This is a genomic window from Streptomyces sp. NPDC052064, assembly GCF_055585925.1.
Map to the genome: position 1 here is coordinate 728,050 of NZ_JBVJJE010000001.1, position 23,163 is coordinate 751,212.

Annotated in this window: 20 protein-coding genes and 1 riboswitch; of the genes, 9 read left to right on the forward strand and 11 right to left on the reverse strand. The window is 71.9% G+C overall.

Annotation, left to right across the window (positions count from 1 at the left end; all coding sequences use genetic code 11):
* The first annotated feature begins 4 nt into the window (after positions 1-4).
* Positions 5-478: a VOC family protein gene (locus ACZ6TU_RS03470; RefSeq protein ID WP_467672167.1), complete on the forward strand. Its 474-nt coding sequence runs from the start codon at positions 5-7 to the stop codon at positions 476-478.
* Between the two features lie 158 nt (positions 479-636).
* Positions 637-1,584 (forward strand): M28 family metallopeptidase, encoded by a 948-nt coding sequence (locus tag ACZ6TU_RS03475; RefSeq protein ID WP_467672169.1) that lies wholly within the window; start codon positions 637-639, stop codon positions 1,582-1,584.
* Between the two features lie 6 nt (positions 1,585-1,590).
* On the opposite strand, the gene ACZ6TU_RS03480 is transcribed toward ACZ6TU_RS03475, so the two are convergent.
* Entirely contained in the window at positions 1,591-2,958 is a 1,368-nt protein-coding gene (locus ACZ6TU_RS03480; RefSeq protein WP_469546295.1) for a tetratricopeptide repeat protein, read from the reverse strand.
* Between the two features lie 159 nt (positions 2,959-3,117).
* Here ACZ6TU_RS03480 and ACZ6TU_RS03485 point away from each other — a divergent pair, with 159 nt between their 5' ends.
* From ACZ6TU_RS03485 to ACZ6TU_RS03495, 3 genes are all read left to right on the forward strand, one after another.
* Positions 3,118-3,621: a DUF6668 family protein gene (locus ACZ6TU_RS03485; RefSeq protein ID WP_467672173.1), complete on the forward strand. Its 504-nt coding sequence runs from the start codon at positions 3,118-3,120 to the stop codon at positions 3,619-3,621.
* A 5-nt stretch (positions 3,622-3,626) separates the two neighbouring features.
* Entirely contained in the window at positions 3,627-4,781 is a 1,155-nt protein-coding gene (locus tag ACZ6TU_RS03490) for an amidase (protein WP_469546299.1), read from the forward strand.
* A gap of 105 nt (positions 4,782-4,886) precedes the next feature.
* Complete coding sequence (locus ACZ6TU_RS03495; protein ID WP_467672177.1) at positions 4,887-5,468, forward strand: flavodoxin family protein; 582 nt, start codon at positions 4,887-4,889, stop codon at positions 5,466-5,468.
* Between the two features lie 3 nt (positions 5,469-5,471).
* On the opposite strand, the gene ACZ6TU_RS03500 is transcribed toward ACZ6TU_RS03495, so the two are convergent.
* The 4 genes from ACZ6TU_RS03500 to ACZ6TU_RS03515 all read right to left on the reverse strand — a co-directional run bounded on the left by ACZ6TU_RS03500 (position 5,472) and on the right by ACZ6TU_RS03515 (position 9,903).
* Positions 5,472-6,341: an ABC transporter permease gene (locus ACZ6TU_RS03500; RefSeq protein WP_469546302.1), complete on the reverse strand. Its 870-nt coding sequence runs from the start codon at positions 6,339-6,341 to the stop codon at positions 5,472-5,474.
* Positions 6,328-7,314 (reverse strand): ABC transporter ATP-binding protein, encoded by a 987-nt coding sequence (locus ACZ6TU_RS03505; RefSeq protein ID WP_469546305.1) that lies wholly within the window; start codon positions 7,312-7,314, stop codon positions 6,328-6,330. Before ACZ6TU_RS03505 ends, ACZ6TU_RS03500 begins: the two co-directional genes overlap by 14 nt.
* A gap of 72 nt (positions 7,315-7,386) precedes the next feature.
* Positions 7,387-8,661, reverse strand: coding sequence for a LolA family protein (locus ACZ6TU_RS03510; protein WP_469546308.1), 1,275 nt, complete (start codon positions 8,659-8,661; stop codon positions 7,387-7,389).
* Positions 8,662-8,892: 231 nt separating this feature from the next.
* Positions 8,893-9,903, reverse strand: coding sequence for a polyprenyl synthetase family protein (locus ACZ6TU_RS03515; protein ID WP_467672185.1), 1,011 nt, complete (start codon positions 9,901-9,903; stop codon positions 8,893-8,895).
* A 503-nt stretch (positions 9,904-10,406) separates the two neighbouring features.
* A riboswitch (cyclic di-AMP (ydaO/yuaA leader) is annotated at positions 10,407-10,584 on the forward strand.
* Positions 10,585-10,587: 3 nt separating this feature from the next.
* Between ACZ6TU_RS03515 and ACZ6TU_RS03520 the strand changes: the two genes are divergently transcribed.
* The gene (locus ACZ6TU_RS03520) at positions 10,588-11,367 is read left to right on the forward strand and encodes a transglycosylase SLT domain-containing protein (protein ID WP_467672187.1); all 780 of its coding nucleotides are present in this window, start codon (positions 10,588-10,590) and stop codon (positions 11,365-11,367) included.
* On the opposite strand, the gene ACZ6TU_RS03525 is transcribed toward ACZ6TU_RS03520, so the two are convergent.
* Positions 11,331-12,179 carry an HAD family hydrolase gene (locus tag ACZ6TU_RS03525; RefSeq protein ID WP_467672189.1) on the reverse strand — a complete coding sequence of 283 codons (849 nt, stop codon included), beginning with the start codon at positions 12,177-12,179 and terminating at the stop codon, positions 11,331-11,333. The genes ACZ6TU_RS03520 and ACZ6TU_RS03525 overlap by 37 nt on opposite strands.
* Before the next feature lie 186 nt (positions 12,180-12,365).
* On the opposite strand from ACZ6TU_RS03525, the gene ACZ6TU_RS03530 reads away from it, so the two are divergent.
* The 3 genes from ACZ6TU_RS03530 to ACZ6TU_RS03540 all read left to right on the forward strand — a co-directional run bounded on the left by ACZ6TU_RS03530 (position 12,366) and on the right by ACZ6TU_RS03540 (position 15,698).
* Complete coding sequence (locus ACZ6TU_RS03530) at positions 12,366-13,436, forward strand: GNAT family N-acetyltransferase (protein WP_469546588.1); 1,071 nt, start codon at positions 12,366-12,368, stop codon at positions 13,434-13,436.
* A 19-nt stretch (positions 13,437-13,455) separates the two neighbouring features.
* Positions 13,456-14,799 (forward strand): glycosyltransferase, encoded by a 1,344-nt coding sequence (locus ACZ6TU_RS03535; protein WP_469546313.1) that lies wholly within the window; start codon positions 13,456-13,458, stop codon positions 14,797-14,799.
* A gap of 143 nt (positions 14,800-14,942) precedes the next feature.
* Positions 14,943-15,698, forward strand: coding sequence for a polysaccharide deacetylase family protein (locus tag ACZ6TU_RS03540; protein WP_469546591.1), 756 nt, complete (start codon positions 14,943-14,945; stop codon positions 15,696-15,698).
* Between the two features lie 31 nt (positions 15,699-15,729).
* On the opposite strand, the gene ACZ6TU_RS03545 is transcribed toward ACZ6TU_RS03540, so the two are convergent.
* The 5 genes from ACZ6TU_RS03545 to ACZ6TU_RS03565 all read right to left on the reverse strand — a co-directional run bounded on the left by ACZ6TU_RS03545 (position 15,730) and on the right by ACZ6TU_RS03565 (position 23,088).
* A complete protein-coding gene (locus tag ACZ6TU_RS03545; RefSeq protein WP_467672193.1) occupies positions 15,730-16,881 on the reverse strand; it encodes a glycosyl hydrolase in 1,152 nt (383 codons plus the stop codon).
* A complete protein-coding gene (locus ACZ6TU_RS03550; protein ID WP_467672195.1) occupies positions 16,878-17,318 on the reverse strand; it encodes a hypothetical protein in 441 nt (146 codons plus the stop codon). The genes ACZ6TU_RS03545 and ACZ6TU_RS03550 overlap by 4 nt, the downstream gene beginning before the upstream one ends.
* Positions 17,315-19,129, reverse strand: a complete 1,815-nt coding sequence (locus tag ACZ6TU_RS03555) for a glycosyltransferase (RefSeq protein WP_469546317.1) — start codon at positions 19,127-19,129, stop codon at positions 17,315-17,317. Before ACZ6TU_RS03555 ends, ACZ6TU_RS03550 begins: the two co-directional genes overlap by 4 nt.
* Before the next feature lie 319 nt (positions 19,130-19,448).
* On the reverse strand, positions 19,449-21,836 hold the full coding sequence (locus ACZ6TU_RS03560; protein WP_469546320.1) for a lipopolysaccharide biosynthesis protein: 2,388 nt from the start codon (positions 21,834-21,836) through the stop codon (positions 19,449-19,451).
* Positions 21,829-23,088, reverse strand: coding sequence for a DegT/DnrJ/EryC1/StrS family aminotransferase (locus ACZ6TU_RS03565; RefSeq protein WP_469546324.1), 1,260 nt, complete (start codon positions 23,086-23,088; stop codon positions 21,829-21,831). Before ACZ6TU_RS03565 ends, ACZ6TU_RS03560 begins: the two co-directional genes overlap by 8 nt.
* Between the last annotated feature and the right edge of the window lie 75 nt (positions 23,089-23,163).

Sequence of the window (23,163 nt, forward strand, 5' to 3'; positions counted from 1 at the left end):
TTACATGACACAGACCCCGGCATCACCCGCCCCCGTGCACTGGAAGATCGTCATCGACGCGAACGACCCGCACGCACAGGCCGACTTCTGGGCCGCCGCCCTCCGGTACGAGGTCGAGGACAACAGCGCCCTCATCGAGAAGCTGCTCGGCTTCGGTGCCCTGCCGGAAGAGGCAACGGTCGAGTTCCACGGCCGCCGCGCCTTCCGGGACCTGGTCGCCGTACGACACCCCGAGGACCCGTTCGAGGAGGAGAGCGGGACCGGGCTGGGGCGGCGGCTGCTGCTCCAGCGGGTGCCGGAGGCGAAGACGGGCAAGAACCGACTCCACCTCGATCTGCACCCGGGCGAGGGGCGGCGAGCGGAGGAGGTCGCACGGCTGGAGGGGCTCGGTGCGCGTGCGCTGCGGCGGGTGGCGGAGCGGGGCGGGGAGTGGGTCATGATGGCGGATCCGGAGGGCAACGAGTTCTGCGTGCATTGACCTTCCCGTGAGCGCCGGCGTCCGGTGTCTCACAACGCCCTGGCCGGATAAGTCTCTTGACGGAGAGTCAGTACCAGCTTCACCATCCAGGCACCCCATTCACTGTGGGCTGCCTGTGGACACCCCACGGGCTCCCCCATGGAACTCGGAGCCCCCACATGAAGCTCTCCGTTTCCGCGCGTGCCGTGGCGTCAGGTGCCGTGGCGACCGCCATGCTCCTGACCGGCGGTGCCGTGGCGGACGCCGCGTCCGCTCCCCCGAGACCGGCTGCCGCGCCCGACATACCCCTGGCGGGCGTCAAAGCCCACCTGTCCCAGCTCCAGTCCATAGCCACCGCCAACGGCGGCAACCGCGCGCACGGCCGCCCCGGATACAAGGCCTCGATCGACCACATCAAGGCCAAGCTGGACGCGGCCGGATACACCACCACGGTCCAGCAGTTCACCGCCTCCGGCCGTACCGGCTACAACCTGATCGCCGACTGGCCGGGCGGCGACGCGAACCAAGTCGTGATGGCCGGCTCGCACCTCGACAGCGTCTCCTCCGGGCCCGGCATCAACGACAACGGGTCCGGCTCGGCCGCCGTCCTGGAGACCGCCCTCGCCGTGTCACGGGCGCAGTACAAGCCCACCAAGCACCTGCGGTTCGCCTGGTGGGGCGCGGAGGAAGTCGGACTGGTCGGCTCCCGCCACTACGTCAACCGGCTGGCCACCGGGGACCGTTCGAGGATCAGCGCCTACCTGAACTTCGACATGATCGGCTCCCCGAACCCCGGCTACTTCGTCTACGACGACGACCCGGCGATCGAGAAGACCTTCAAGGACTACTTCAGCGGCCTCGGCGTCCCCACCGAGATCGAGACCGAGGGCGACGGCCGCTCCGACCACGCGCCCTTCAAGAGCGCGGGTGTGCCGGTGGGCGGCCTGTTCACGGGGGCCAGCCGGACGAAGACGGCGGCGCAGGTGGCCAAGTGGGGCGGTACGGCCGGGCGGGCCTTCGACCGCTGCTACCACTCCTCCTGCGACACCACCGCCAACATCGACGACACCGCCCTCGACCGGAACAGCGACGCCGTCGCGTACGCGGTGTGGGAACTGTCGGAGTAGCGGCGCCTACTGGTTGCGGGCGCGTTCGGTCAGGCGGCCCATGCGGGCGCGGGCCGACTCCAGTTGCTCGACCTCCTCGGCGGCGGGGCCGTCCTCGGCGGCGAGTTCGGTCCACAGGCCGATCAGGTCCCGGCCGAGCTCCAGCCCCACCGCCGGGTCGCGCACCGCACGCCAGGCGGTGGCCGCGCTCTGCACGTTGCCGTAGGCGGCCTCCGCGTCGCCCGAGCGGCGGCGGGCACCGGCCAGGTCGAGGGACAGACGGAAGGCACGGAGCGGGTCGCCCGCCAAGTAGGCGATGTACGCACTGAGTTCGCGCAGCCGCAGCACCTCGGGGTGCTCCGGCCCGAGCGTCCCCGACGCCTCCGCGACGGTCTGGTCCGACAGCCCGGCCGCCGCGTCGATCCGGCCCTCCTTGACGGCCTCGTTGATCCGCCCGATCGGCTCCGCGAGCAGGGCGGGGGCGGTGGGGTCGCCCGGGGCGCCGAGGGGTTCGTCGCCGAGCACGGCCTCCGCGACGGCGTCGAAGCCCCGGGCGGGAGTCGGCTTGGCGTCGGCTTCGGCCGCGAGCAGCTCCGCTTCGGACATCGGCTCGGGCTCCCGCCTGCGGTGCGGGCCCGGGCCGGTTCCGGGAACGGGGAGCGGCCTGACGTCCATGAGCGGAGGCGGCCCGAACTCGCCGGTCGGGGGTGCGACGGTGCCGGGAGGGGTGGCCGGGCCCCGGGGTGTGTCTTCCGGTTCGGGGTGTGGCGTCTCCGGTACGGCTCGCAGCTCGAACGTCGATGGGGGCTGATCGGCCGGCTGCGGTTCGGGCACCGCCCGCAGCGGGAACGTCGAGGCCGGGCCACGGCCGGGCTCCGGCGCCGGGCGCAGGACGTGCGTGTCCCTGTCGTCCTGCGGGTGCCGCCGCTCCGGCGCGGGCGGCGTCGGTCCGGGCGGCGGAACGGGCGGCGGAACGGGCGGCTCTGTCACCGCACCCGCCGCAGGCGTTCCCGCGGGGGCGACGGCGTCCTGCGGCGGGGCCGTGCGGACCGGCTCGGCGGTGAAGCGGCTGGAGCCGTCCGGGTCGACCTGGAGCGGGACCACGTAGCCGATGCGCTCGTCGTGGACCGTGGCGAGGACGGGGTGGCCGGTGGCGAGGGCGATGTGGTGGAGGCGGTTCAGGACGGCCTGCTGGATCTCCTCGCCGGGGGCCGCGAAGACGGGGACACCGCCGACCGACGCACCCTCGGAGACACCCCCCACGCCGGCTCCCGGCTCCGCTCCTGCCGGGCCCGTTCCGGCCCCGGGGACCCGGACGTCGATCGGCGCCGCCGGGATCGCCACGCGCACGGCCTGCTTCTGTTCCCGCTTCTTCTCGCGGCTGAGTCGAGACATCGCCCCTCATTCGGCGTCGTACACCTACTGTCGAGTGTGTCCGCTCGCTCCGGTTTCTCACGTCACCGCGGTGTCACAGGCTCGTCCCAAGGGTTCCAGGTCCCGGTATGGATCGTTCCGGATGGCATGAGGATCAGGAGTACGAGGGAGGAGAGGGGCATGCAGACAAGCGTGCGACAAGGGCCGGAGATCTGGATCCGCGGTCCGGTGACCACCCAGGAGCCAGGGGCGCCGGGGTCCGCTCACGCCCATGCCGCGGCACGGCGTTTCTCCTGGGTCGGCACACACGGCGGCGCGGGTGTCTCCACCCTCGCCGCGGTCTACGGCGGTCACGACAGCGGCCGCGCCTGGCCCGGGCCGGGCGACCCGGCGGCGGTGCTGCTGGTCGCGCGGACGCACGCGGCCGGGCTGGACACGGTCGCCGGGGCGGTGGAGGTCTTCCGGCGCGGCCAGGCCCCGCCCGGGCTCGACCTCGACGCCGTCGTCCTCGTGGCGGACGCTCCGGGCCGGCTGCCGCGTCCGCTCGCCCAGCGGATCAGGTCCCTGGAGTCGGTCGTCGACGTGTACCGCGTGCCGTGGGTGCCGGCCTGGCGACTGGGCGAGCTGGGGCATCCGCCGCGCGAGACATCGGCCCTGGTCCGGCTGACGGGAGCGGTGCGCTGACGGCGGTGCCCCTGTCGGCCGGGGAGATCGCGGCGGCCGTACGGGCCCGGGAGCTGCGCGCGGCCGACGTGGTCGCGGCGGCGCTGGAGCGGATCGAGCGGGCCGATCCGGAGCTGTGCGCGTTCGTCGAGGTGTGGCACGAGGAGGCGTTGCGGCGGGCGGGCGAGCTGGACGCGCGACTCGGCCGGCGGGCCGGGGATGTCCCCCGAAAGGGTGAAGCACTGCCGCTGGCCGGGGTGCCGATCGCCGTGAAGGGGCGGCACGGGCTGCGTGCGGCGGGCCCGCTGCTCGCGGCCGGGTGTGTCGCCGTGGGCGCGACCTCCGTGCCCGGGCCGGGAACGCCCTGGCAGACCTGGGGGCTCGGCGCCCGTGGCCGGACCGTCAACCCGTGGCGGGCGGACCGTACGCCGGGCGGCTCGTCTGCCGGGGCCGCGGCGGCGGTGGCGGCCGGGCTGGTGCCGCTGGCGACGGGCAGCGACGGGGCCGGGTCGGTACGGATCCCGGCGGCCTGGTGCGGCGTGACCGGCCTGAAGACCACGGCCGGACGGCTGCCCTCCGCCGACCGTACGGGGCTCGCCGTCCCCGGCGTGCTCACCCGCTGGGCGTCGGACGCGGCGCACTGGTGGCGCGTGGTGTCGGAGGAACCGGTGCCGACCGGCACACCTTTCCCTGTCACCGCCGTCTGGTCGTCCGACCTGAGCTTCGCCGGGCCCGACCAGGAGCCCGTCGCGCTCGCCCGGGCGGCGGTTGAACGGCTCGTGGCGGCGGGTGTCGTACGCCTTGTACGGCCGCGGGTGCCGTTGCGGCTCACGGACCCCGGGCCCGCCTGGCTCGCCCTGCGCACACCCGGTGCCGATCCGGGCGAAGCCCACCGTGTCCGGACGGAGAACGACCGGCGGCTGGCCGGACTGTTCGCCGAAGCCGAGCTGCTGCTGACGCCGGCCACACCCACCCCACCGCACGGGCACGACGGCCCGGGCGACCGGTACTCCACCTCTCTCACCTGGGCGTTCAACCTCAGCGGGCATCCGGCGCTGAGCCTCCCGGCGGGCTTCGGCGGTGACGGCTGCCCGGCCGGGCTGCAACTCGTGGCCCCGCACGGCCGGGAGGCGCTGCTGCTGGCCGTGGCACGGGAGGCGGAGGTGCGGATCGGGAGCTGACGGGCGGCCTTGGCGGGGGACGGGTGACCCTGGCGGATTTGAATGCACACGCATATGATGCATGCGCGTGCAATTGATGTGCGCCTACCTTCTGAGGGGACACCCATGACCCGTCGCTACCTCTTCGTCCTGGGCAGCGCCCGTGCCGACGGCAACACCGAGCTGCTGGCCCGCCGGGCCGCCGAGCAACTGCCTCCGGACGTCGAACAGCAGTGGATCGACCTCGCCGAGCATCCGGTGCCCGACTTCGAGGACCTGCGGCACGACAGCGACCACGTCCGCCCGACCGAGGGCAACGTGGCCCTGCTGCTCGACGCCACCCTCGCGGCGACGGACATCGTGATCGCCTCGCCCCTGTACTGGTACTCGGTCTCCGCACAGACCAAGCGCTACCTGGACTACTGGTCGGGCTGGCTGCGCACCCCCGGCCTAGACTTCAAGGCGACCCTGGCCGGCCGCACCCTGTGGGGCGTCACCGCGCTCGCGCACAGTCAGCCGGAGGTGGCCGACCCGCTGGTCGGGACGCTCAACAACTCGGCCGCGTACCTGGGGATGCGGTTCGGCGGGGTACTGCTCGGCAACGGCAGCAAGCCGGGTGACGTGCTGAACGACACCGAGGCACTGACCCGCGCGAAGACGTTCTTCGAGCAGGAGGCGCCACTGGCCCGGTTCGTGTACGAGGACTGAGCGCTACGCGGTGATGTCCTTGGTCGTGAAGCGGGCCCAGGCCGCCGAGCCGAACACCACCGCGTACAGGGCCTGGAGGCCGAGGTTCCTGGTCAGGTCGTCCCAGTAGACGGGCTCGCGCATGAGGTCGGCGAAGGACAGCCAGTAGTGCGAGAAGAAGTACGGCTGGAGGGCGTGCAGTTGCGGGATCTGGTCGAGGATCTGGACCGTGATCAGCAGGCCGACGGTGGTCGCCATCGCCGCGATGCCGCTGCCCGTCAGCGTCGAGACGAACAGCCCGAGCGCCGCGACGCCGATCAGTGACGCGGCGACGACCAGGGCGATCAGCAGGGCTCTGCCCAGGCCCTCGGCGAAGCCGATCTGAGTGCCGGAGATGGTCGTCAGGTCGCCGAGCGGGAACAGCAGCGCGCCGACCGTCAGCGCCGAGACGGCCACGACAAGGGTGGCGGCCAGGCAGAAGATGACGACGGTCGCGTACTTGGTGAGCAGCAGCCGACTGCGGCCGGCCGGGGCGACCAGCAGATAGCGGAGCGTGCCGGCGTTCGACTCGCCGGCGATCGCGTCGCCCGCGACGACACCGATCGCCATCGGCAGGAAGAACGGGAGGGTGGCGGCCAGCGCGGTGAAGACGAGGAACAGGCCGTTGTTGGTGATCTGCGAGATGAAGGCCGGTCCGCCACCGCCGGGCGACGAACCGTCGCTCGTCTCCATCTTGACGGCGATGCCGACCAGGACGGGAACGGCCGCCAGCACGGCCAGCAGCGCGAGGGTGCGCCAGCGCCGGAAGGTGGTGGTGAGTTCGCTGCGCAGCAGCCCGAAGGTCCACAGCGGGCTCACCGGCCGTACGGTCTCCACGACTTCAGCCCGCGACATCGAAACCCTCCCCGGTCAGCGCCACGAACGCGTCCTCCAGCGAGGCCCGTTCCACCGTGAAGCCGCGTACGCGCACACCGGCCGTCACCAGCGCGGCGTTCACGTCGGCGAGCTCGCGGTCCGGTGGTTCGCCGGTCACCCGGTCGTCCGTGACGACGACGTCGCCGACGCCCTGCTCCTTCAGCACCCGGGCCGCCTCCGCCGGATCCGGCGTGGTCACCACCAGTCGGCCGCGCGCCCCGGCGGACAGCTCGGCGACCGCGCCCTGGGTGATCAGGCGGCCCTGCGTCATGACGGCCGCGTGCGTGCAGACCTGCTCGATCTCGTCGAGCAGGTGGGAGGAGAGGAAAACGGTCGTGCCGTCCGAGGCCAGCTCCCGTATCAGGGTGCGGATCTCGCGCATGCCCTGCGGGTCGAGACCGTTGGTCGGCTCGTCGAGCACGAGCAGCCGGCGCGGCTGGAGCAGCGCGGCCGCGAGGCCCAGGCGCTGTTTCATGCCCAGCGAGTACGCCTTGGCCTTCTTGCCCGCGGCGGCCGTCAGGCCCACCCGGTCCAGCGCACCGGCGACCCGGGCCTTCCGGGTGCGCGGATCGGCGGCCGGGTCCGCGGAGTCGTACCGGATCAGGTTGTCGCGGCCGGAGAGGAAGCCGTAGAGGGCCGGGCCCTCGATGAGGGCGCCGACGTGCGGCAGCACGGCGCGGGTGGCCCGGGGCATGGGCTGCCCGAGCACCCGTGCCGTGCCGGAGGTGGGCTCGATGAGGCCCATCAGCATGCGGATGGTGGTGGTCTTGCCGGAGCCGTTGGGGCCGAGGAAGCCGAAGACGCTGCCCGCGGGGACGGTCAGGTCGAGGCCGTCGACGGCGAGTTGTCCGCCGCGGTAGCGCTTGGTGAGCGCGCGGGTGGCGATGACCGGTTCCCCGGCCTCGGCCGGCGCATCGCTGTGCGCCGGCTCCGCGGCGGACGGTTCGCCCATCGGCTTCCTCGTTCTCTCTGTGCCCCGTGCTCTCGATCCCCGGTGCTCTCGATCCCGGTGGCGGTACGGGACTTACTTCCCGGCGTCGGCCGCCTTCACGAGCGCGTCCTTGGTCACCATGCCCACGTAGACCTTGCCGTCGTCCGTGATCAGGGCGTTGACCAGACGGGTGGAGAAGACCATGCCCGAGCCGAACTTGCCGGTCACCTTGTCGCCGAGCGAGTTCACGAAGCCGCCGAGGTCGCCGCCGGCCTCGCCGGAGGGCATGCCCTCGCCGCCGGTGTCGAAGGTGGCTATGGAGTTCCAGCCCTCGCCGATGGTCTTCATGCCGTCGAGGCCCTTGCCGAGGTCCTCCTCGCCCTTCGGGGCGTGCTTGCGCGCCTCATCCTTCTCGAAGGCCTTGCCGTGAGCCTTGTCGAAGGCCTTGCCGTGAGCCTTGTCGAAGGCCTTGCCGTGAGCCTTGTCGGAGGCCTTCTCCTCGGTGACCTTCGCACCCTTGGGCGGGGTGAAGTCGAAGGTCGACGCGGCCGGCTTGGCGAAGCTGACCTGGGTGAAGCCCGCGTCGACCACGGCCGCGCCGCCGCTCGCCGGGGTCAGCGTGAACTTCAGCGGCATACCGGTCTTCGCGTCCACCGCCACGGTGACCGCGCCGACCGTCGAGCCGGACTGCTTCGGCTTGATGACCAGCTTGTAGGCGTCCCGGCCGGCGACCTGGGCGGTGCCGTCCACAGTCACGGAGGTCGTGTCGTCGACGGCCTTCAGGGCCTCCTCGGCGAAGTCCTTCGGCGTGGCCGGCGGCTGCTCCTTCTCGCGCTCCGGGCTGTCGGAGGCGGTGCCGTGGTAGACCTCGTTCGACTTACTGTCGTAGCCCCAGAGGTCCTTGCCGTTGTGCACGACGCTGTACTCGGCGGCGTTCTCCAGCAGCGACAGCTTCTGCTTGTCCGGGCCGTCGGCCGCGACGCGCAGGGTGTGCGTACCGGAGGCCAGTTCCGTGAGCTTGGCCGTCGGGTCGGCGGAGGAGCCGCCCTCGCCCTGGCCCGCGGCGCCGGACATCAGGCTGCTCTCCAGCCCGCCGAGGTCCGGCAGGCCGAGGTCCGTGCTGATCTTCACCGTGCCGGACAACTGCTGGACGTCCGACCTGGCTATCTTCTCGATGAGCTGCTGGGCGGTGATCTTCGGGAGGTCGGGGTCACCGGAGTCGGCGAGTGCGGGGACCAGGCCGATCGTCGCGGCCGCCACCCCCATCACCGTGACCGGGACGACGTACCGCGCGGCTTTGCGCCGCCCGGAGCGCTGCTCGTCGACCTCCCCGGCGGTCGTGCTGTCGTCGGATGCGTACGGTGCCATGTGTGCCCTACCTCCGTGGTCGGCGGCGGCTGTCCGTGTCGTCCACGCACTCGTCCCTGAGCCGCCATTCTCACCCGAAGTGGTGAGGAGTGGTGTTTTCCGTAGTGTCCATCTGACCAAATCGGCCAGGGAGATACGTCAGACCCCGGGCTCAACTCCACGTACTGCTGCGGTATGACACGAGGGGCGGCTCCTCCCCCGAACCCGTAGGGGTCGTAGGGGAAAGACGCGCTACCCGGCCCGGTGCACCACCGCGTCGGACAGCTCCACCAGAGCCGTCTTCGCGGCGCACTCGGGCAGCGGCGCCAGCGCCGAGCGGGCGTCCTGGGCGTAGCGGATCGTGTCCTGCCGGGCCTGTTCCAGGGCCGGGTGGGCCCGCAGCAGGCGCAGGGCCTCGGCGTGCCGGTCGTCGTCGGTGAGGTCGGACTCGAGCAGCTCGCACAGGGCGATGTCGTCCGCGAGCCCGAGCCGGGCGGCCCGCTCGCGCAGCCGCAGCACCGGCAGCGTGGGGATGCCCTCGCGCAGGTCGGTGCCGGGCGTCTTGCCGGACTCATGGGAGTCGGAGGCGATGTCCAGGACGTCGTCCGCGAGCTGGAAGGCGACGCCGAGCCGCTCGCCGTACTGGGTCAGCACGTCCACGACCGTCTCGTCGGCGCCGGACATCATCGCGCCGAACCGGCACGACACCGCGACCAGCGAGCCGGTCTTGCCGCCCAGCACGTCCAGGTAGTGCTCGACGGGGTCGCGGCCGTCCTGCGGTCCGGCCGTCTCCAGGATCTGCCCGGTCACCAGCCGTTCGAACGCCTCGGCCTGCACCCGTACCGCCTCCGGGCCGAGGTCGGCCAGGATGTGCGAGGCGCGGGCGAAGAGGAAGTCGCCGGTGAGGACCGCGACGGAGTTGCCCCAGCGGGCGTTCGCGCTCGCCACCCCGCGCCGCACGGTGGCCTCGTCCATCACGTCGTCGTGGTACAGCGTGGCGAGGTGGGTCAGCTCCACGACGACGGCCGACGGCACGATCCCGGGTGCGTACCGGTCGCCGAACTGGGCGGAGAGCATCACGAGCAGCGGACGGAACCGCTTGCCGCCGGCCCGGACCAGGTGCTGGGCGGCCTCCGTGATGAAGGGCACCTCACTCTTGGTGGCCTCGAGCAAGCCTTCCTCGACAGCCGCCATTCCGGCCTGGACATCGGCTTCCAGAGCCTGGTCCCGCACGCTCAGCCCGAACGGCCCGACGTCGGTCACGAGGGGTCTCCTGTCTGCTGTGTCTGCCGGTGATTACGCGGTTTGTCGATAGGTCGCTGCTATCACTCGAGTCAGCGTATCCGGTCACGTTTCGATCACCACCAGCGCCCATGGTTACAGGCCGGGTGGTATCCGATCACGACCGCAATGTTTTCGATCAGCTCATAAGAACAGACATTTATCGACTTACCAGGAGGTAGTGAGCTATACACGATTTGCCGTATTGAGTAAGCGAATTCCCCTTGGTGAACATTGCCCCATGGACTCGTGATCAGTGAGTTGAATCACGTTTTCCCCTGTGTCGCCCCACTCCGACACCAGCCCGTACCTCCTTCCGCCGAACGCCAGTTGAGTCTTGGCTCCCGCAAAGGATCAACTGCCCCATACACCCCTGACCAAGGTCAACCGGCGCGATATGTGACTCCGGTGCTTGTTCCCGACATGTGCTCTCGCATACGTTCCGGGCCTGTCCGGCGGACGCCGAATCCTGCCACCGCCCGGACTTCCCACACGAACCGACTCACTCACGCAGGGCAGGAGCGGGGGACCCAGGTAAGTCGCCGGTCCGCGCAGCGGAACGGCTCGGGGTGAAGCCGCCCACGGCACACAGCGCCGTGGGCGGCCGGGCACCTCCCGGCCCGAACCCGACAGCTCACCTCGCAGGCGCCGGAGAGGAATATCGCCATGGCCCGAGGTAAGCACCGTCGCCCCAGAACCAGCCGGCTCACCCGTCGTGTCGTAGCCGTCGGCACCGGCGGAGCGGCACTCACCCTCCCGCTCCTCGGCGCGACGCACGCCAGCGCCGCCCAGCCGAGCCAGAGCGCACCCGCCGCCGCACAGTCCGTGCCGCAGGCGGCCCAGCCCGCCAAGTCCCTCACGTACACCGTGACCAAGGGCGACACGCTCTACCGCATCGCGGACAAGTACGACGTGTCGGGCGGCTGGAAACAGCTCTACAAGGACAACCGCGCCGCCGTCGGCCACGACCCGAAGCTGATCCACCCGGGTCTGAAGCTGAAGGTGAAGTCGGCCAAGGCGAACGCCGTGAAGAAGACGGCGGCCAAGTCGTCCGCCCCCGCCAAGCCGGCCGCCAAGCCCGCCGGGGGAGTCGCCGAGGCCACCCAGGCCTCCGCGAAGACCTATCCCGACAACCTCGACGGCTGGATCCGCGAGTCGCTGGACATCATGGCGCAGAAGGGGATCCCGGGGTCGTACGACGGCATCTACCGCAACATCATGCGTGAGTCGTCGGGCAACCCGCTGGCGATCAACAACTGGGACTCCAACGCCGCCAAGGGCACCCCGTCCAAGGGTCTGCTCCAGGTCATCGACCCGACCTTCGCCGCCTACCACGTGCCCGGCACCTCCTTCGACCCGTACGACCCGGTCGCCAACATCACGGCGGCCTGCAACTACGCGGCGGCCCGCTACGGCTCGATCGACAACGTCAACGGCCCGTACTGATCCGTCCCGCCCAGCAGTCGCTCGAGGACGACGGCGATGCCGTCGTCCTCGTTCGACAGGGTGATCTCGTCGGCCACGGCCTTGAGTTCGGGATGGGCGTTGGCCATGGCGACGCCGTGGGCGGCCCAGTCGAACATCGGGATGTCGTTGGGCATGTCGCCGAAGGCCATGGTGTCCGCCGGCCGCAGTCCCAGGTGCTCGGCGGCCAGCGCCAGGCCGGTGGCCTTGGTGATGCCGCACGGCTGGAGCTCGACCGTGCCGGGCCCCGACATCGTCACCGTCGCCAGCGAGCCGACCACCGAGCGGGCCGTCGCCGCCAACTCGTCGTCCGTCAGGTGGGGATGGCGCAGCAGCACCTTGCTGATGGGCTCGCCCCACAGGTCGTCGCGCCGGTCGACCCGTACGGCGGGCAGGGTCGGGTGCGGCATGAGATAGCCCGGCTCGATGAGCGTGACCCCCTCGACCCCGTCCTGGTCGACCGCGGCGTACACCTGCCCCACCTCGGCCTCGATCTTGCCGAGGGCCGTCTCGGCCAGCTCCCGGTCCAGGGTGACGGACCACAGCAGCCGGTCCGCGCCGGCGTCGTACACCTGCGCGCCCTGCCCGCACACCGCGAGCCCCGTACAGCCGAGGTCGTCCAGGAGCGGTCGCACTCTCGGCGCCGGCCGGCCCGTCACCACGAGGTGCTGGGCACCGGCGTCCGTCACCCGCGTGAGCGCGGCGAGGGACCGGTCGGACAGGGTGTCGTCGCCGCGCAGCAGCGTCCCGTCCAGATCGGTGGCGATGAGTGAATATGCGATGGGTGCGGCCATGATCAGAGAATACGGACAGCGCGCCCTTTCGTTTCATCGCGCGGCGGACGCCGATTGCCCGGTTGAAGGCCTCTGCACCAGTTGGCAACAACATGGTCCGCTACCTACCGTCGAGACCGTCTCGGGCGGTACCTTCCAAGTGTCCAGGGGGGACTTGATCGGGGGGTCGGGTTGAACAGTGGGCGCATACGCGTGGCTGGGCCCGGGGAGCTCGGCGAGAGGGAGAGGGAACGCTGGCGCGCGCTGCGCGCGGCGTCACAGACACCGCGCAACCCCTTCATGGAACCGGAGTTCACCGAAGCCGTCGGCCTGGTGAGGCCGCAGGCGCGGGTCGCGGTGGTGTACGAGGGGCTGGAGCCGGCCGGTTTCCTGCCCCATGAGCGGGGCCCGTTGGGGCAGGGCCGGGCGATCGGGCTCGGCGTCTCGGACGCGCAGGGCGCGATCCTGCGGCCCGGTCTGGATCTGGACACGGGTGAACTGCTGCGGGCCTGCTCGCTGTCGAGCTTCGCCTTCGACAACCTGGAGGCCGAGCAGCGGCTGTTCGTCCGGTACGCGGCCGAGGAGCACGCCACCTACGTCATCGACGTGGAGAAGGGCTACGAGACGTACGAGTCGGTGCTGCGCGCGCAGTCGCCGAAGTTCCTGAAGACCACCTTGGCCAAGGAGCGCAGACTGGGCCAGCAGGTCGGCGCGCTGCGGTTCGTGTTCGACGAGCGCGAACCTGCCGCGCTGCGCACGCTCATGGAGTGGAAGTCGGCGCAGTACCGCAGGACGGGCCGCCGGGACCGGTTCGCCCGGGAGTGGATCACCCGGCTCGTGGGTCGGCTGGCCCAGACCCGGGCGCCGGAATGCAGTGGCACGCTGTCCGTGCTGTACGCCGGGCACCGGCCGCTGGCCGCGCACTTCGGGCTGCGCTCGGCGTCGGTCCTGGCCTGCTGGTTCCCGGCCTACGACCCGGAGTTCGCGAAGTACTCGCCGGGTCTGGTGCTGCATCTGCGCATGGCCGAGGCGGCGGCCGCCGAGGGCATCGGCATGCTCGATCTGGGTCGGGGCGCTGCCGAGTACAAGGAAGCGCTGAAGACGGGCGAACTGCCCGTGTACGAGGGTGCGGTGACGCGTCCGGGGGCGGGCGCGGCGCTGCACTGGCTGAGCCGCGAGCCGGCACGCCGCGCGCACAGCTTCGTCCGCGGCAGGCCACGGCTCGCGTCGCTGGCCGCGCGGACCCTGAAGGGCGCGGCTCGGCTGCGCCGTACCTGACGACGAGGGGGGAGGGCGCATGGCCCGTTCGGCACGTGCGCAGGAGGAGATACGGCGGTTCCTGGACATCGGCGCGGTGCAGGTCGCCGAGCTGGACCTCGACGGTGACGAGGCGGTGCTCAGACCGGGTCCGGGAAGTCCGCCGGTGACGCACGGCGAGGTGTTCGTGCTGGTCAGGCAGGGTGGGCGGCCCGTGGGCACGCTGCTCGCGCGGGTGCCGGAGGGGGCCGACGCGAAGGCCGTGCTCGCGGCGCGGGCACGAGCGGAGTGTGCGCCTCCGCAGGCCGGCGCACCCGGGGAAGCTCGTGAACCCCGGGAAGCACGTGAAGCCGGTGAGGCCGGGGAGCCGCCGTACACGAGTGTCGTCATCGCCACCCGGGAGCGCGCCGGGCAGCTGGCGCGGGCGCTGGACTCGTTGCTGGCACAGGACCATCCGCGGTTCGAGATCGTCGTCGTGGACAACGCTCCCGTGACGAGCGAGACGCGGGTGCTGGTCGAGCGGAAGTACGCCGAGCGCGTGCGGTACGTCTGCGAGCGGGTGCCCGGCCTCGCGGTCGCGCACAACACGGGACTCGCGGCCGTGCGCGGCGAGGTGGTCGCCTTCACGGACGACGACGTGGTCGCCGATCCGCGCTGGCTGACCGAGCTGACCGCGCCCTTCGCCGCCGACCCCGGACTCGGGTGCAGCACCGGGCTGATCCTGCCCGCGCGGCTGACCACCCCGGCCCAGGTGCTGCTGGAGAGCCACGGCGGCTTCGCGAAAGGCTTCACTCCAAGGACGTACGACCCGGCGCGTCCCCCGGTCGACGAGCCGCTGTTCCCGTTCACGGCGGGGCGGTTCGGCTCCGGTGCCAACATGGCCTTCCGGACGGCCGCCCTGCGTTCCGTCGGCGGTTTCGATCCGGCCACCGGTGCCGGCACGGCCGCCCGGGGTGGCGACGACCTCTACGGTTTCGTCCGCGTCCTCGCCCAGGGCCACCGGCTGCGCTATACGCCGTACGCACTGGTGTGGCACCACCACCGGGAGACCTGGCGGGACCTGGAGACCCAGGCGTACGGCTACGGCGCCGGACTCACCGCCTATCTCACCGCCGTGCTCGTGAACCGCCCCGCGCTGCTGCCGGCGTTCCTCACGAGGCTGCCCCGGGGGCTCGCCCACGCCCGCACCCTGACCGCCGTGCGCGAGACGGAGGGCGGCGGGGCGCCGGGCGACCACGACGTGCGGACGCATCCGTGGCCGCGGCGGCTGTCGCGGTTGCAGCGCAGGGGGATGTTGTACGGGCCTGTCGGCTATCTGCGCGCGCGGCGGGCGCTGCGCGGCGCGACCACCAGTCGAGGGAAGACCGCTCAGGGGGCGAGATGAGGACGTCGACGAGTGCGCACGGTGAGGGGCGGGGGGACGACAGAGGCCGGGCGGAGCGGGAGCGGGGCGCGAAGGACGGTGAGGGGCCGATAGCCCCCTCGGCCGTCGCCGGCACGATCCCCGTCTTCCTCTACCACTCCGTGATGGACGACCCGCCCGGCTGGATCGCCGAGTTCACGGTCACACCGCGGCAGTTCGCGGCGCATCTCGACGCTGTGGTCGACAGCGGCCGGACGCCCGTCACCATCAGTACGATCGCCGACCACCTGGCCGGACGGGCGCCCCTGCCGCCCCGGCCCGTGCTGCTCACCTTCGACGACGGCTTCGCCGATCTGCCCGGCCCCACCGCCGAGGCGCTGGCCGAGCGGGCGTTGCCCGCCACCGCCTATCTCACCACCGGGGCCATCGCCCCGGGCGGCCGCAGTCTGCTGCCGCCCGCGCCGATGATGTCCCTGGACCGGGCGACGGAGCTGGAACGTTACGGCATGGAGATCGGCAGCCACACGGTCACGCACGCGCAGCTCGACACCCTGTCCGGCAAGGACCTGGCCCACGAACTGCGCTCGTCGAAGGCCGTGCTGGAGGACGCCCTCGGGCACGAGGTCCGCCATCTCGCCTATCCGCACGGCTACAACAGCCCGCGCGTGCGGGCGATGTCGGCCCGGGCCGGCTATGAGACGGCGACCGCCGTACGGCACGCGCTCAGCTCCGACCGCGACGAGCGCTATCGCATCGCCCGGCTCATCGTCCGGCGTACCCACACCGTCGCCGACGTCGAGGGCTGGCTGGCGGGTGCGGGGGCCCGGGTCGCGCCGTACCGGGACGGGCCGAAGACGATCGCGTGGCGGTGGTACCGGCGGGCCCGCGCGGTGGTGCACGGGCCCGAGTTCGCGGGCTGATCCCGGGCTGCTTCGGTGGCGGGGCGTCGGGTTACTCGAGCGGCTGGTTGAAGTACGGGTCGGCGACCGCCTTGCGCAGGCTGTCCCAGGCCGCGTCGTTCGCCAGGGCCAGGTCGCAGTGCGGTCCGGGGTCGCGGTAGTTCCACTGGAGGGCGGCCTTGACGCCCTCCAGGCCCTTCAGCACACCGGGCACCTGCGCGTACCACTCGGCCTGCCGCTGCGGGCGGGCCGAGTCCGCGGCGGTGCCGAACTCGGAGAGCATCAGCGGCTTGTCGTCGGAGATGTTCTCGCGGATCCAGTCGTGCACCGCGTGCTGCGTCTGCGCGAAGCTGAGCCAGCCCGTTTTGTGGCAGCGGTAGTAGTTGTACTGGTTGTAGCCGATCCAGTCGACGTACTCGTCGCCGGGATACATCCGCTTCATCTCGTCGGCGTGGTCGAGGTAGCCGGTGGTGATCCACGTCCACACCACGTTGTCGACGCCCAGTTCGCGGAACCGGTCGTGGATGTGCCGGTACGCCTTCACGTACTCGGCGGGGGTGCCGTTGTCCGGGGTGCGGGTGTCCATCTCCAGGTCGAAGGAGAGGAACACCTTCTTGCCGTAGTCCTTGACGCGCTTGGCCTGGACGTCGATGACGGTCCTGTCCAGCTCGCCGGAGGCGATCTGCTTCCAGGTCGGCTGCTGCTTCTTCGTGCCGCCCCACCACTTGCTCTCCCAGGACAGCAGCAGCAGATGGTCCTCGCCGACGCGCTGTTCCTCCGGGGTGAGCAGCCGGCCCTCCCGACGAGTGCCCTCGGGCAGGGACATGTCGTGGTACGTGTACACGATGTCGAGCTCGCGGCCCACGCGTTTCTCGTAGGCGCGCACCTTATCCGGCAGATTGTCCCGCTCGTGCGGCACGAACGCCCCGAACCAGGCGCCGCAGGGCGGTTCCAGGAGCGCCGTGGGGCGGCAGTCCGCCTTGGAACCGGCGGCTCCCGGGTCCGGTCCGGAGGCGTTCCGGAGGGTGAGTCCGGCGACCAGGACCGCGCTGACGACCGTGGCGGACGTGATCAGCAGACGGCGCCGGCTCGATGTGAACCGGCCGGTGGCCGGCTGCTCCTCGCCTGGCTGTGGCCTCCTGCGGTGCTGCCCGGTCGTGGTCGGCTTGCGGCGAAAGGGACGGTGGGGACGGTTGAACCTCACTGAGCAGAACCCTTCGGTGTCCTCGGTGTCGTCCTCGGTGACGGGGAGGCGCGCAACGACGGACAGAACGCGGCGAGTGTGGTCAGCAGCGTCAGTGTCAGCAGCACCCGTTGCGCGCTGAAGGTGTGCGTGGCGATCAGCACGGTCGCGACGAGCATCAGGGCGCCGATGCTCAGGAACAGCACCAGCATCAGCCGCTCCAGCAGGTCGGAGTGGCGGGCGAAGTCCGGGTCCCGGCGCTCGACGGGCCCTTCGGCGGGCCGCGCCCCCAGCGCGGGGGCACAGACTCTGACCATGGCCGCGCCCGGCCCCGCCGCCAGGAAGAGGACGACGGCGGCGCCCCGCAGCGGCGATCCGCCGGGCAGCGCGAGCGCGGCGAGCGCGAGCCAGCCGCCGAACGGCGGCAGCATCCGGACCACGAGTTCCTGCGGTGTCATCGCTCCGCTCCCCCGGCCTGCTTCAGTGCGTAGAGCCATCCGGCGCTGTTCTCCGCCACGAGCTGGAACCGTGGTGAGGTGGCGACGGACTTCTGTATGCGGTCCAGCTGCGCCTCGTCGAGCTGTCCGTTCATCTCGGAGTTGGCCAACTGCCCCTGTGTGAGCAGGAAGTAGGCGCGGGCCGGCCGCTCCACCCCGGCCATGTCACTGGTGAGCGTGCCGGCCGGGTTCTGGACGATCCGGTCGACGTGGCTGCGGGCGTCGTCGAGGAACCAGTAGTGGTCGACGCTCCAGTAGGAGGCGTACGCGAGCGGGTAGTTGCGGTTGGCCGCCACGACGAGCGAGCCGTCGGGCGCCTGGTCGAAGAGCTGCCGTACGAGGGCCACTTCCTGCGGCGGGAAGTAGTTGATCCGGTCCTTGCCCGAGTAGGCCGGGACGAAAGCCAGGGTTCCGCCGAGCAGTGCGGCCAGCCCCACCCACGTGCCGATCCCCCGTCTGCGGGTCTTCACGGGGGCGGCCTGCCGGCTGCCGGCCTCCTTCTCGGCGGCGTCGGCGGCCAGCGTACGGACCTTGGGCAGCAGCGCGGCGGCGGCGAAGAACGCGGCGCCGGGCAGCATGAACAGCAGCACCCGGAAGATCATCTCGCTGCCGTAGCTGCTCGCCGCGAACATCGGCAGCGGGGCCGCCGCGAGCAGCAGCAGGGGCCGGGCCCGGTGCCGCAGCACCCGTTGGCGCAGGACGCCGACGGCCGCGAGCAGCAGGACGGAGGCGGACAGCAGCCGGGCCGCCCAGGAGGTCGCGATCGCTCCGGTGCCGGTCGGGGTGGCGCCGTACCCGGTCTCCACGTTGGCGCCGACGTCACCGACGGAGCGGATCATGTCCGGCATCGCCGCGGACAGGAAGGGCAGCGCGGCCGTGAGACACCAGGCCAGGAAGATCACGACGGTCGTGACCACCGGGACCCAGTCGCGGTAGCGGCGGCTGAGGCACAGGGCGGCCAGGCAGACGACCAGCATGCCCGGGGTGAGCTGGTGGGAGATGACGATCGCCGCGAGCATGACGGTGAGCACCACCGTCCACACGGCCTGCCGGGGCCGCCCGCGCCGCCCGGCGGACCGGCCGAAGCGGCGCAGGACCACCGCCAGGACACCGACGTGCAGCGCGTAGGCCACGGACTGGGGGGAGAAGTAGTCCTGCCCGACCCAGTTGGCGACGTAGAAGAGCCAGATCGCGGTCCAGATCAGCCGTCGGTCCTCCGTGAAGGTGCGGTAGATCAGCAGCAGCGGGAGCAGCAGCAGCAGGCTGGACACCAGAGGCCACCAGGCCATGAACATCGCCGCCGAGTCCACGCCCAGCAGTCGCATCAGGGCGGCCTGTGCGGCGAAGAAGCCGGGCCACTGGTCGTACACCGCCATGTCGCCGACCTGGTCGGCCGTTTGCAGACCGCCTGCCGTCAGCAGATGGTCGATGACCGCCTCGTGTTTCCACGCCCACGCGTACAGCGGGGTCGGGTAGACCACGGCCTGCGTCACCCGCTCCATCACCAGCAGCCCGAGGACGTATGCCGCCGCCCAGGCGCCCGGTCGGCGCGGATCGCGGACCGTGAGCCAGAACCCGGTCGTGAGCACCACGAGACCGGCCCAGAAGGTCGGGTGCAGTGCGGTGACCAGCCCGTAGTCGTCGAGCCGCGAGACGTCGGTGTGCCGCACGGCGTACGCCCACAGGGCGAGCCCGACGAGCAGCGGAACGCCGGGCCAGACCGGCGCGCGCCGCCCGGACCAGGCGGGGGGCAGGTCCGACAGATCCGTCACGGGCTCATGGGCGGGGCTCGACGACTCCGAGGAGGAGGGGCCGGCGGACTGGCCGGAGGGCTCGGGGCTGCTGTGGCTGCTGCCGGGGGTGCTCGCGCCGTCCCGTGCCGGTGTGGGTTCTGGCGTGGATCTCTCCCTCGGAGTTACTGGCGGACGCACGGTGGTTCCCCCCTGGCGGTTCGGCTCTGTTCGGCTCTGGAGCTTGATCAGTCGCTGGGTCGGCCGTTCGGCCTTCTGCGGTGCGGTAGGGCCCTTCTGATGGATATCCGCACCGTGCGGCGAGCGTGCGTGCCGGGCGTCGTGACGCTGCGGAGATCCATCAGAAGGGCCCTGGCCCCATGGCCGACGCGGCGCGGCGGCAGACCGGCAGGAGCAGGACGAGTACGACAAGTACGGCGAGCAGGAGCGGCGCGACCGGTGCGAGCGCCTCACGCCACACCCAGCCGCCGACCGCGACGAGATACAGAACCCCCCAGCGCCCCGGCCACGTGAGCCGTCCGCCCGCGCTCGCGAGCAGCAGCCACAGCGGTACGAGACACAGCAGCTGGCAGACCGGCGGCGCCCAGCGGAGCAGCGGCTCGGGCCCGTCGAGCCCCACCGCGTCCGCGAGGAAGCCGGCCGTCTTCACATACAACGCCCCGTCCACCGGCCGCGGTTCCCGCCCGAGGGCGACCGGTGCGGCGTACAGGGCGAGCAGGGCGGCGTGCAGCGCCGTGCCGGGCAGCCACGGATCGCGCCGGGCGCACAGCGTGACGGCGGCGACGAACACCACGAGCAGCAGGCCTTCCGCGGTGAGCGACGGCAGCGGCAGGCCCTCCAGTAGCTGACGCCCCGTCAGTGCCGCTTCGGAGGCACCGTCGAGCCAGGGCAGGTCGCGCAACGGCGCCCAGAAGAAGACGGTGGCGACGCCGAGCAGGCTCCAGAGGGCGCCTCTCAGCCGCCGCTCCTGGATTTCGCTCTCGGCCTCGGGCGTTCCCGCTCCGTCGCCGGGGGTATTGCGCCGGGGTCGGGCCTCCCCGCCGGTCTCCTCGGACCCGGCGGTTCCCTCGCACTGGGTCGCTCTCGGTTCCCCGTGCTCGTCGCGGCCCTCGCCGGTATCCGCCGTCTCGGCTGCCTCGGCCTCCTCGGCGCTCGCCCCCTTCTCCCCGGCGTCCGGATGATGCGGCCCGTCCGGATGATGCGGCCGCACGATCAGTGCCAGCGTGTCCGCCTGGAGCGCCTCACGTTCGTATCCGGGGCGCCCGATGAACAACGTGACGGTGTCCTCGTCGCCGTCCTTGGGCTGGTACTGGGCCCGGCGGGCCCAGGTCGTGCCGTACCCGGCGGTGGCGTTCAGTTTCGCCCAGCGGGTGCCGTACGACGGATCGACGGGCGTACGGACCGCGGGGGCACTGTCGTTGCGCCGCAGTGCCGCTCGCAGCCCGGCCGTGGAGACGACGGCGATCAGCGTCATGCTCAGCAGCACCGCCCAGCCGGCGCCCGCGATCCCGGCCGGGGTGAACAGCACGGTCGCGCTGCCCAGCACCAGGGCGCACATGGCGCCTTGGAGCGCGGCGAGCACCCCCGTGCGCCCCTGCACACGCAGTACGCCGATGTACAGCTCCACCACGACTCGCGGCAGCGCGCCGAGGGCGAGCAGCCGCAGCACCGTCGAGCCGTGCTCGGCATAGTCCGGGCTGAAGGGCGTGAGGATGTACGGGGCGAAGAGGACCAGCACCAGCACGATCGGGACCAGCAGAAACGTCATGCGCCGCAGGGCGCCCCGGACGCCGTCGGCGAGCTGTCGCGGGTCGTGGGAGGCGTGCGCGGTGAGGGACGAGGCCATGTTGATGGCCAGGAACTCCATCGTGCCGCCGACGGTGTACGCCACGTAGAAGTAGCCGTTCTCCGCGGCGCTGAAGCGGACCGCGACCATCACCGGCAGCAGGTTGATCATCGCCAGGCTGAACAGCGCGCCCAGCGAGTCCCCGGCCAGGAAGCGGCCCATGTCCCGGACTTTCGGCGGCTCCTTCTCGCGGTCGAGGTCCGCCTGGCGCGGGATGAGCCGACGGAAGATCAGCCAGCCCAGCGGCAGTGTGGAGAAGGCGATCGCCACCGCCCAGGAGACGAAGATGCCGAGGACGGGCAGCGTGCCGGCGAAGACGGCCAGCAGGGCCAGTTTCCCGACCGAGAACACCGCGTTCCCGGCCGGCACCCACTCCGCCTTGCGCAGCCCGGTGAGCACCCCGTCCTGGAGCGTGAGCAGCGCCCATGCCATGCATGCCGCGACGAACACCGCGCCCGCCATGGGTGTGCCCAGGGGGGCGTACGACGCCCCCCACGCGTCGAGCGTGAGCAGGAAGACGGCGGCGGCGAGCGCCACGACCAGCGAACTGGCCGCGTACGTGCCCCACACCAGGCGCCCGGTCTCCCGTCCCGCGCGCGGGACGAAACGGACGACGGCGCCGATCATCGTCGTCGCCGTGATGCTGGCGAGGAGCCGCATCGCGGCGATGGCGGCGGAGCCCTGGCCGACGGCCTCCTCGGAGTAGTAGCGGGCGGCCACCAGCCAGAACCCCAGGCCCAGTACGGCGGACACGCCGGTGCTGAGCATGAGGAAGTAGGCGTTCTTGAACAGCGAGTCGTGCGTGTGCTCGCCGACGGCAGGCTTCGGTCCGCCGCCGTCGGCGCGCGTGGTGGCGGGCTCGTGGACCTGGATCTCAGCCACGGGACTGATCCAGCCTTCCCGGTGCCGGCTTGCCGCGGGGCTGTTCTCCCGGTGCCTCGACCGGCCGTGCCCCGGAACGCTCCAGCACCTCGACGACCGTCCGGGCCCGCAGCGGATCCACGGGCAGCGCGTGCCGCGCGAACCAGCGGGCCGCCTCGGGGGCCGGTGAGGGGTCGGTGAACTGCTCGCCGGCGTAGTCGTCCAGGGGCGGGTCGTAGAGGTAGCCGACCACGATGCCCTGCCGTGCCAGTGCCGCGATCGCCGCGTCCCGGTCCGCCACGAACAGCGGGACGCGGAACAACGGCTGCGTCCCGTACGCGTCGCGGGGCTTGGCCCAGGGCGTGGACAGCAGCAGCTCCGTGCCCGCCCGGCAGGCGTCCAGCACGTCGTCCAGCCGGTCGAGTCTGCGCTCGATGCGCCGCAGCCGCAGCCGCCCGGACTCCTGGCGGTAGTCGTGCATGTCGACGCGCACCCAGGGGTGGTGGGCGTCGAGTCCGGGGGCCCGGCGGGCGGCCCGCGCGAGTTCGTCCGGGCGCAGCGGCATCCGGATCTCCTCGCGGTCCGCCAGCCCCAGCAGCCGGATGGCGGCCCAGGCGGCGCGCCGCAGCCGCAGCCCGCGCACCGCCGCCTCCGCGTACGGCCGGATCACATAGGCCAGTTCGGAGCTCGGCCGGCGCGGCGCGAGCAGCCCCGCGCAGGTCTCCTCCACCGCGTCCCGCAGCCCCGGGTCGGCGAGGGAGAGCATGCCTCCGGCCTTGGCCCCGACATGCTTGGACAGGCTGAACGCGGAGGCCTCGCCCCACGCCCCGACCGGCCGGCCCCCCACCCGGCTGCCGATGGCGTGCGCCGCGTCCTCGAACAGCGGGATGCCCAACGCGTCGCACTTCTGCCTCAGGTGCGGCGCCGGATCCGGGTTTCCGTACAGGTTCGTCGTGAGCACGGCCGACACCGATCTCCACGTCTCGTCCGGCACGGCATCGATGTCGATGGACGCGTCGAGCGGGTTCAACGGCGCCTGCACCGGACGCAGTCCGGCCGCGAGCACGACGAAGAAGATGACGTCGTCGTTGACCGGCGACATCAGCACCCGCCCGCCGGGCGGGCACCAGTGGCGCAGCGCCGCGTACAGCCCGAAACGGCACGACGGTACATACACACATTCCCGGCCGAGCCGCACGCGCATGGTCTCTTCCAGCCGCTTGAGCTGCAGACCACGCCGTACCGAGCCCGGACCGGCCTCCCCAATGGCCATCCGCCCCCCTGGTGTGCCATCGGAACGCCCCCTCCCCGAGGCCTTCCGGCACCCGCCCAGAGTCGCCCCGTTCGC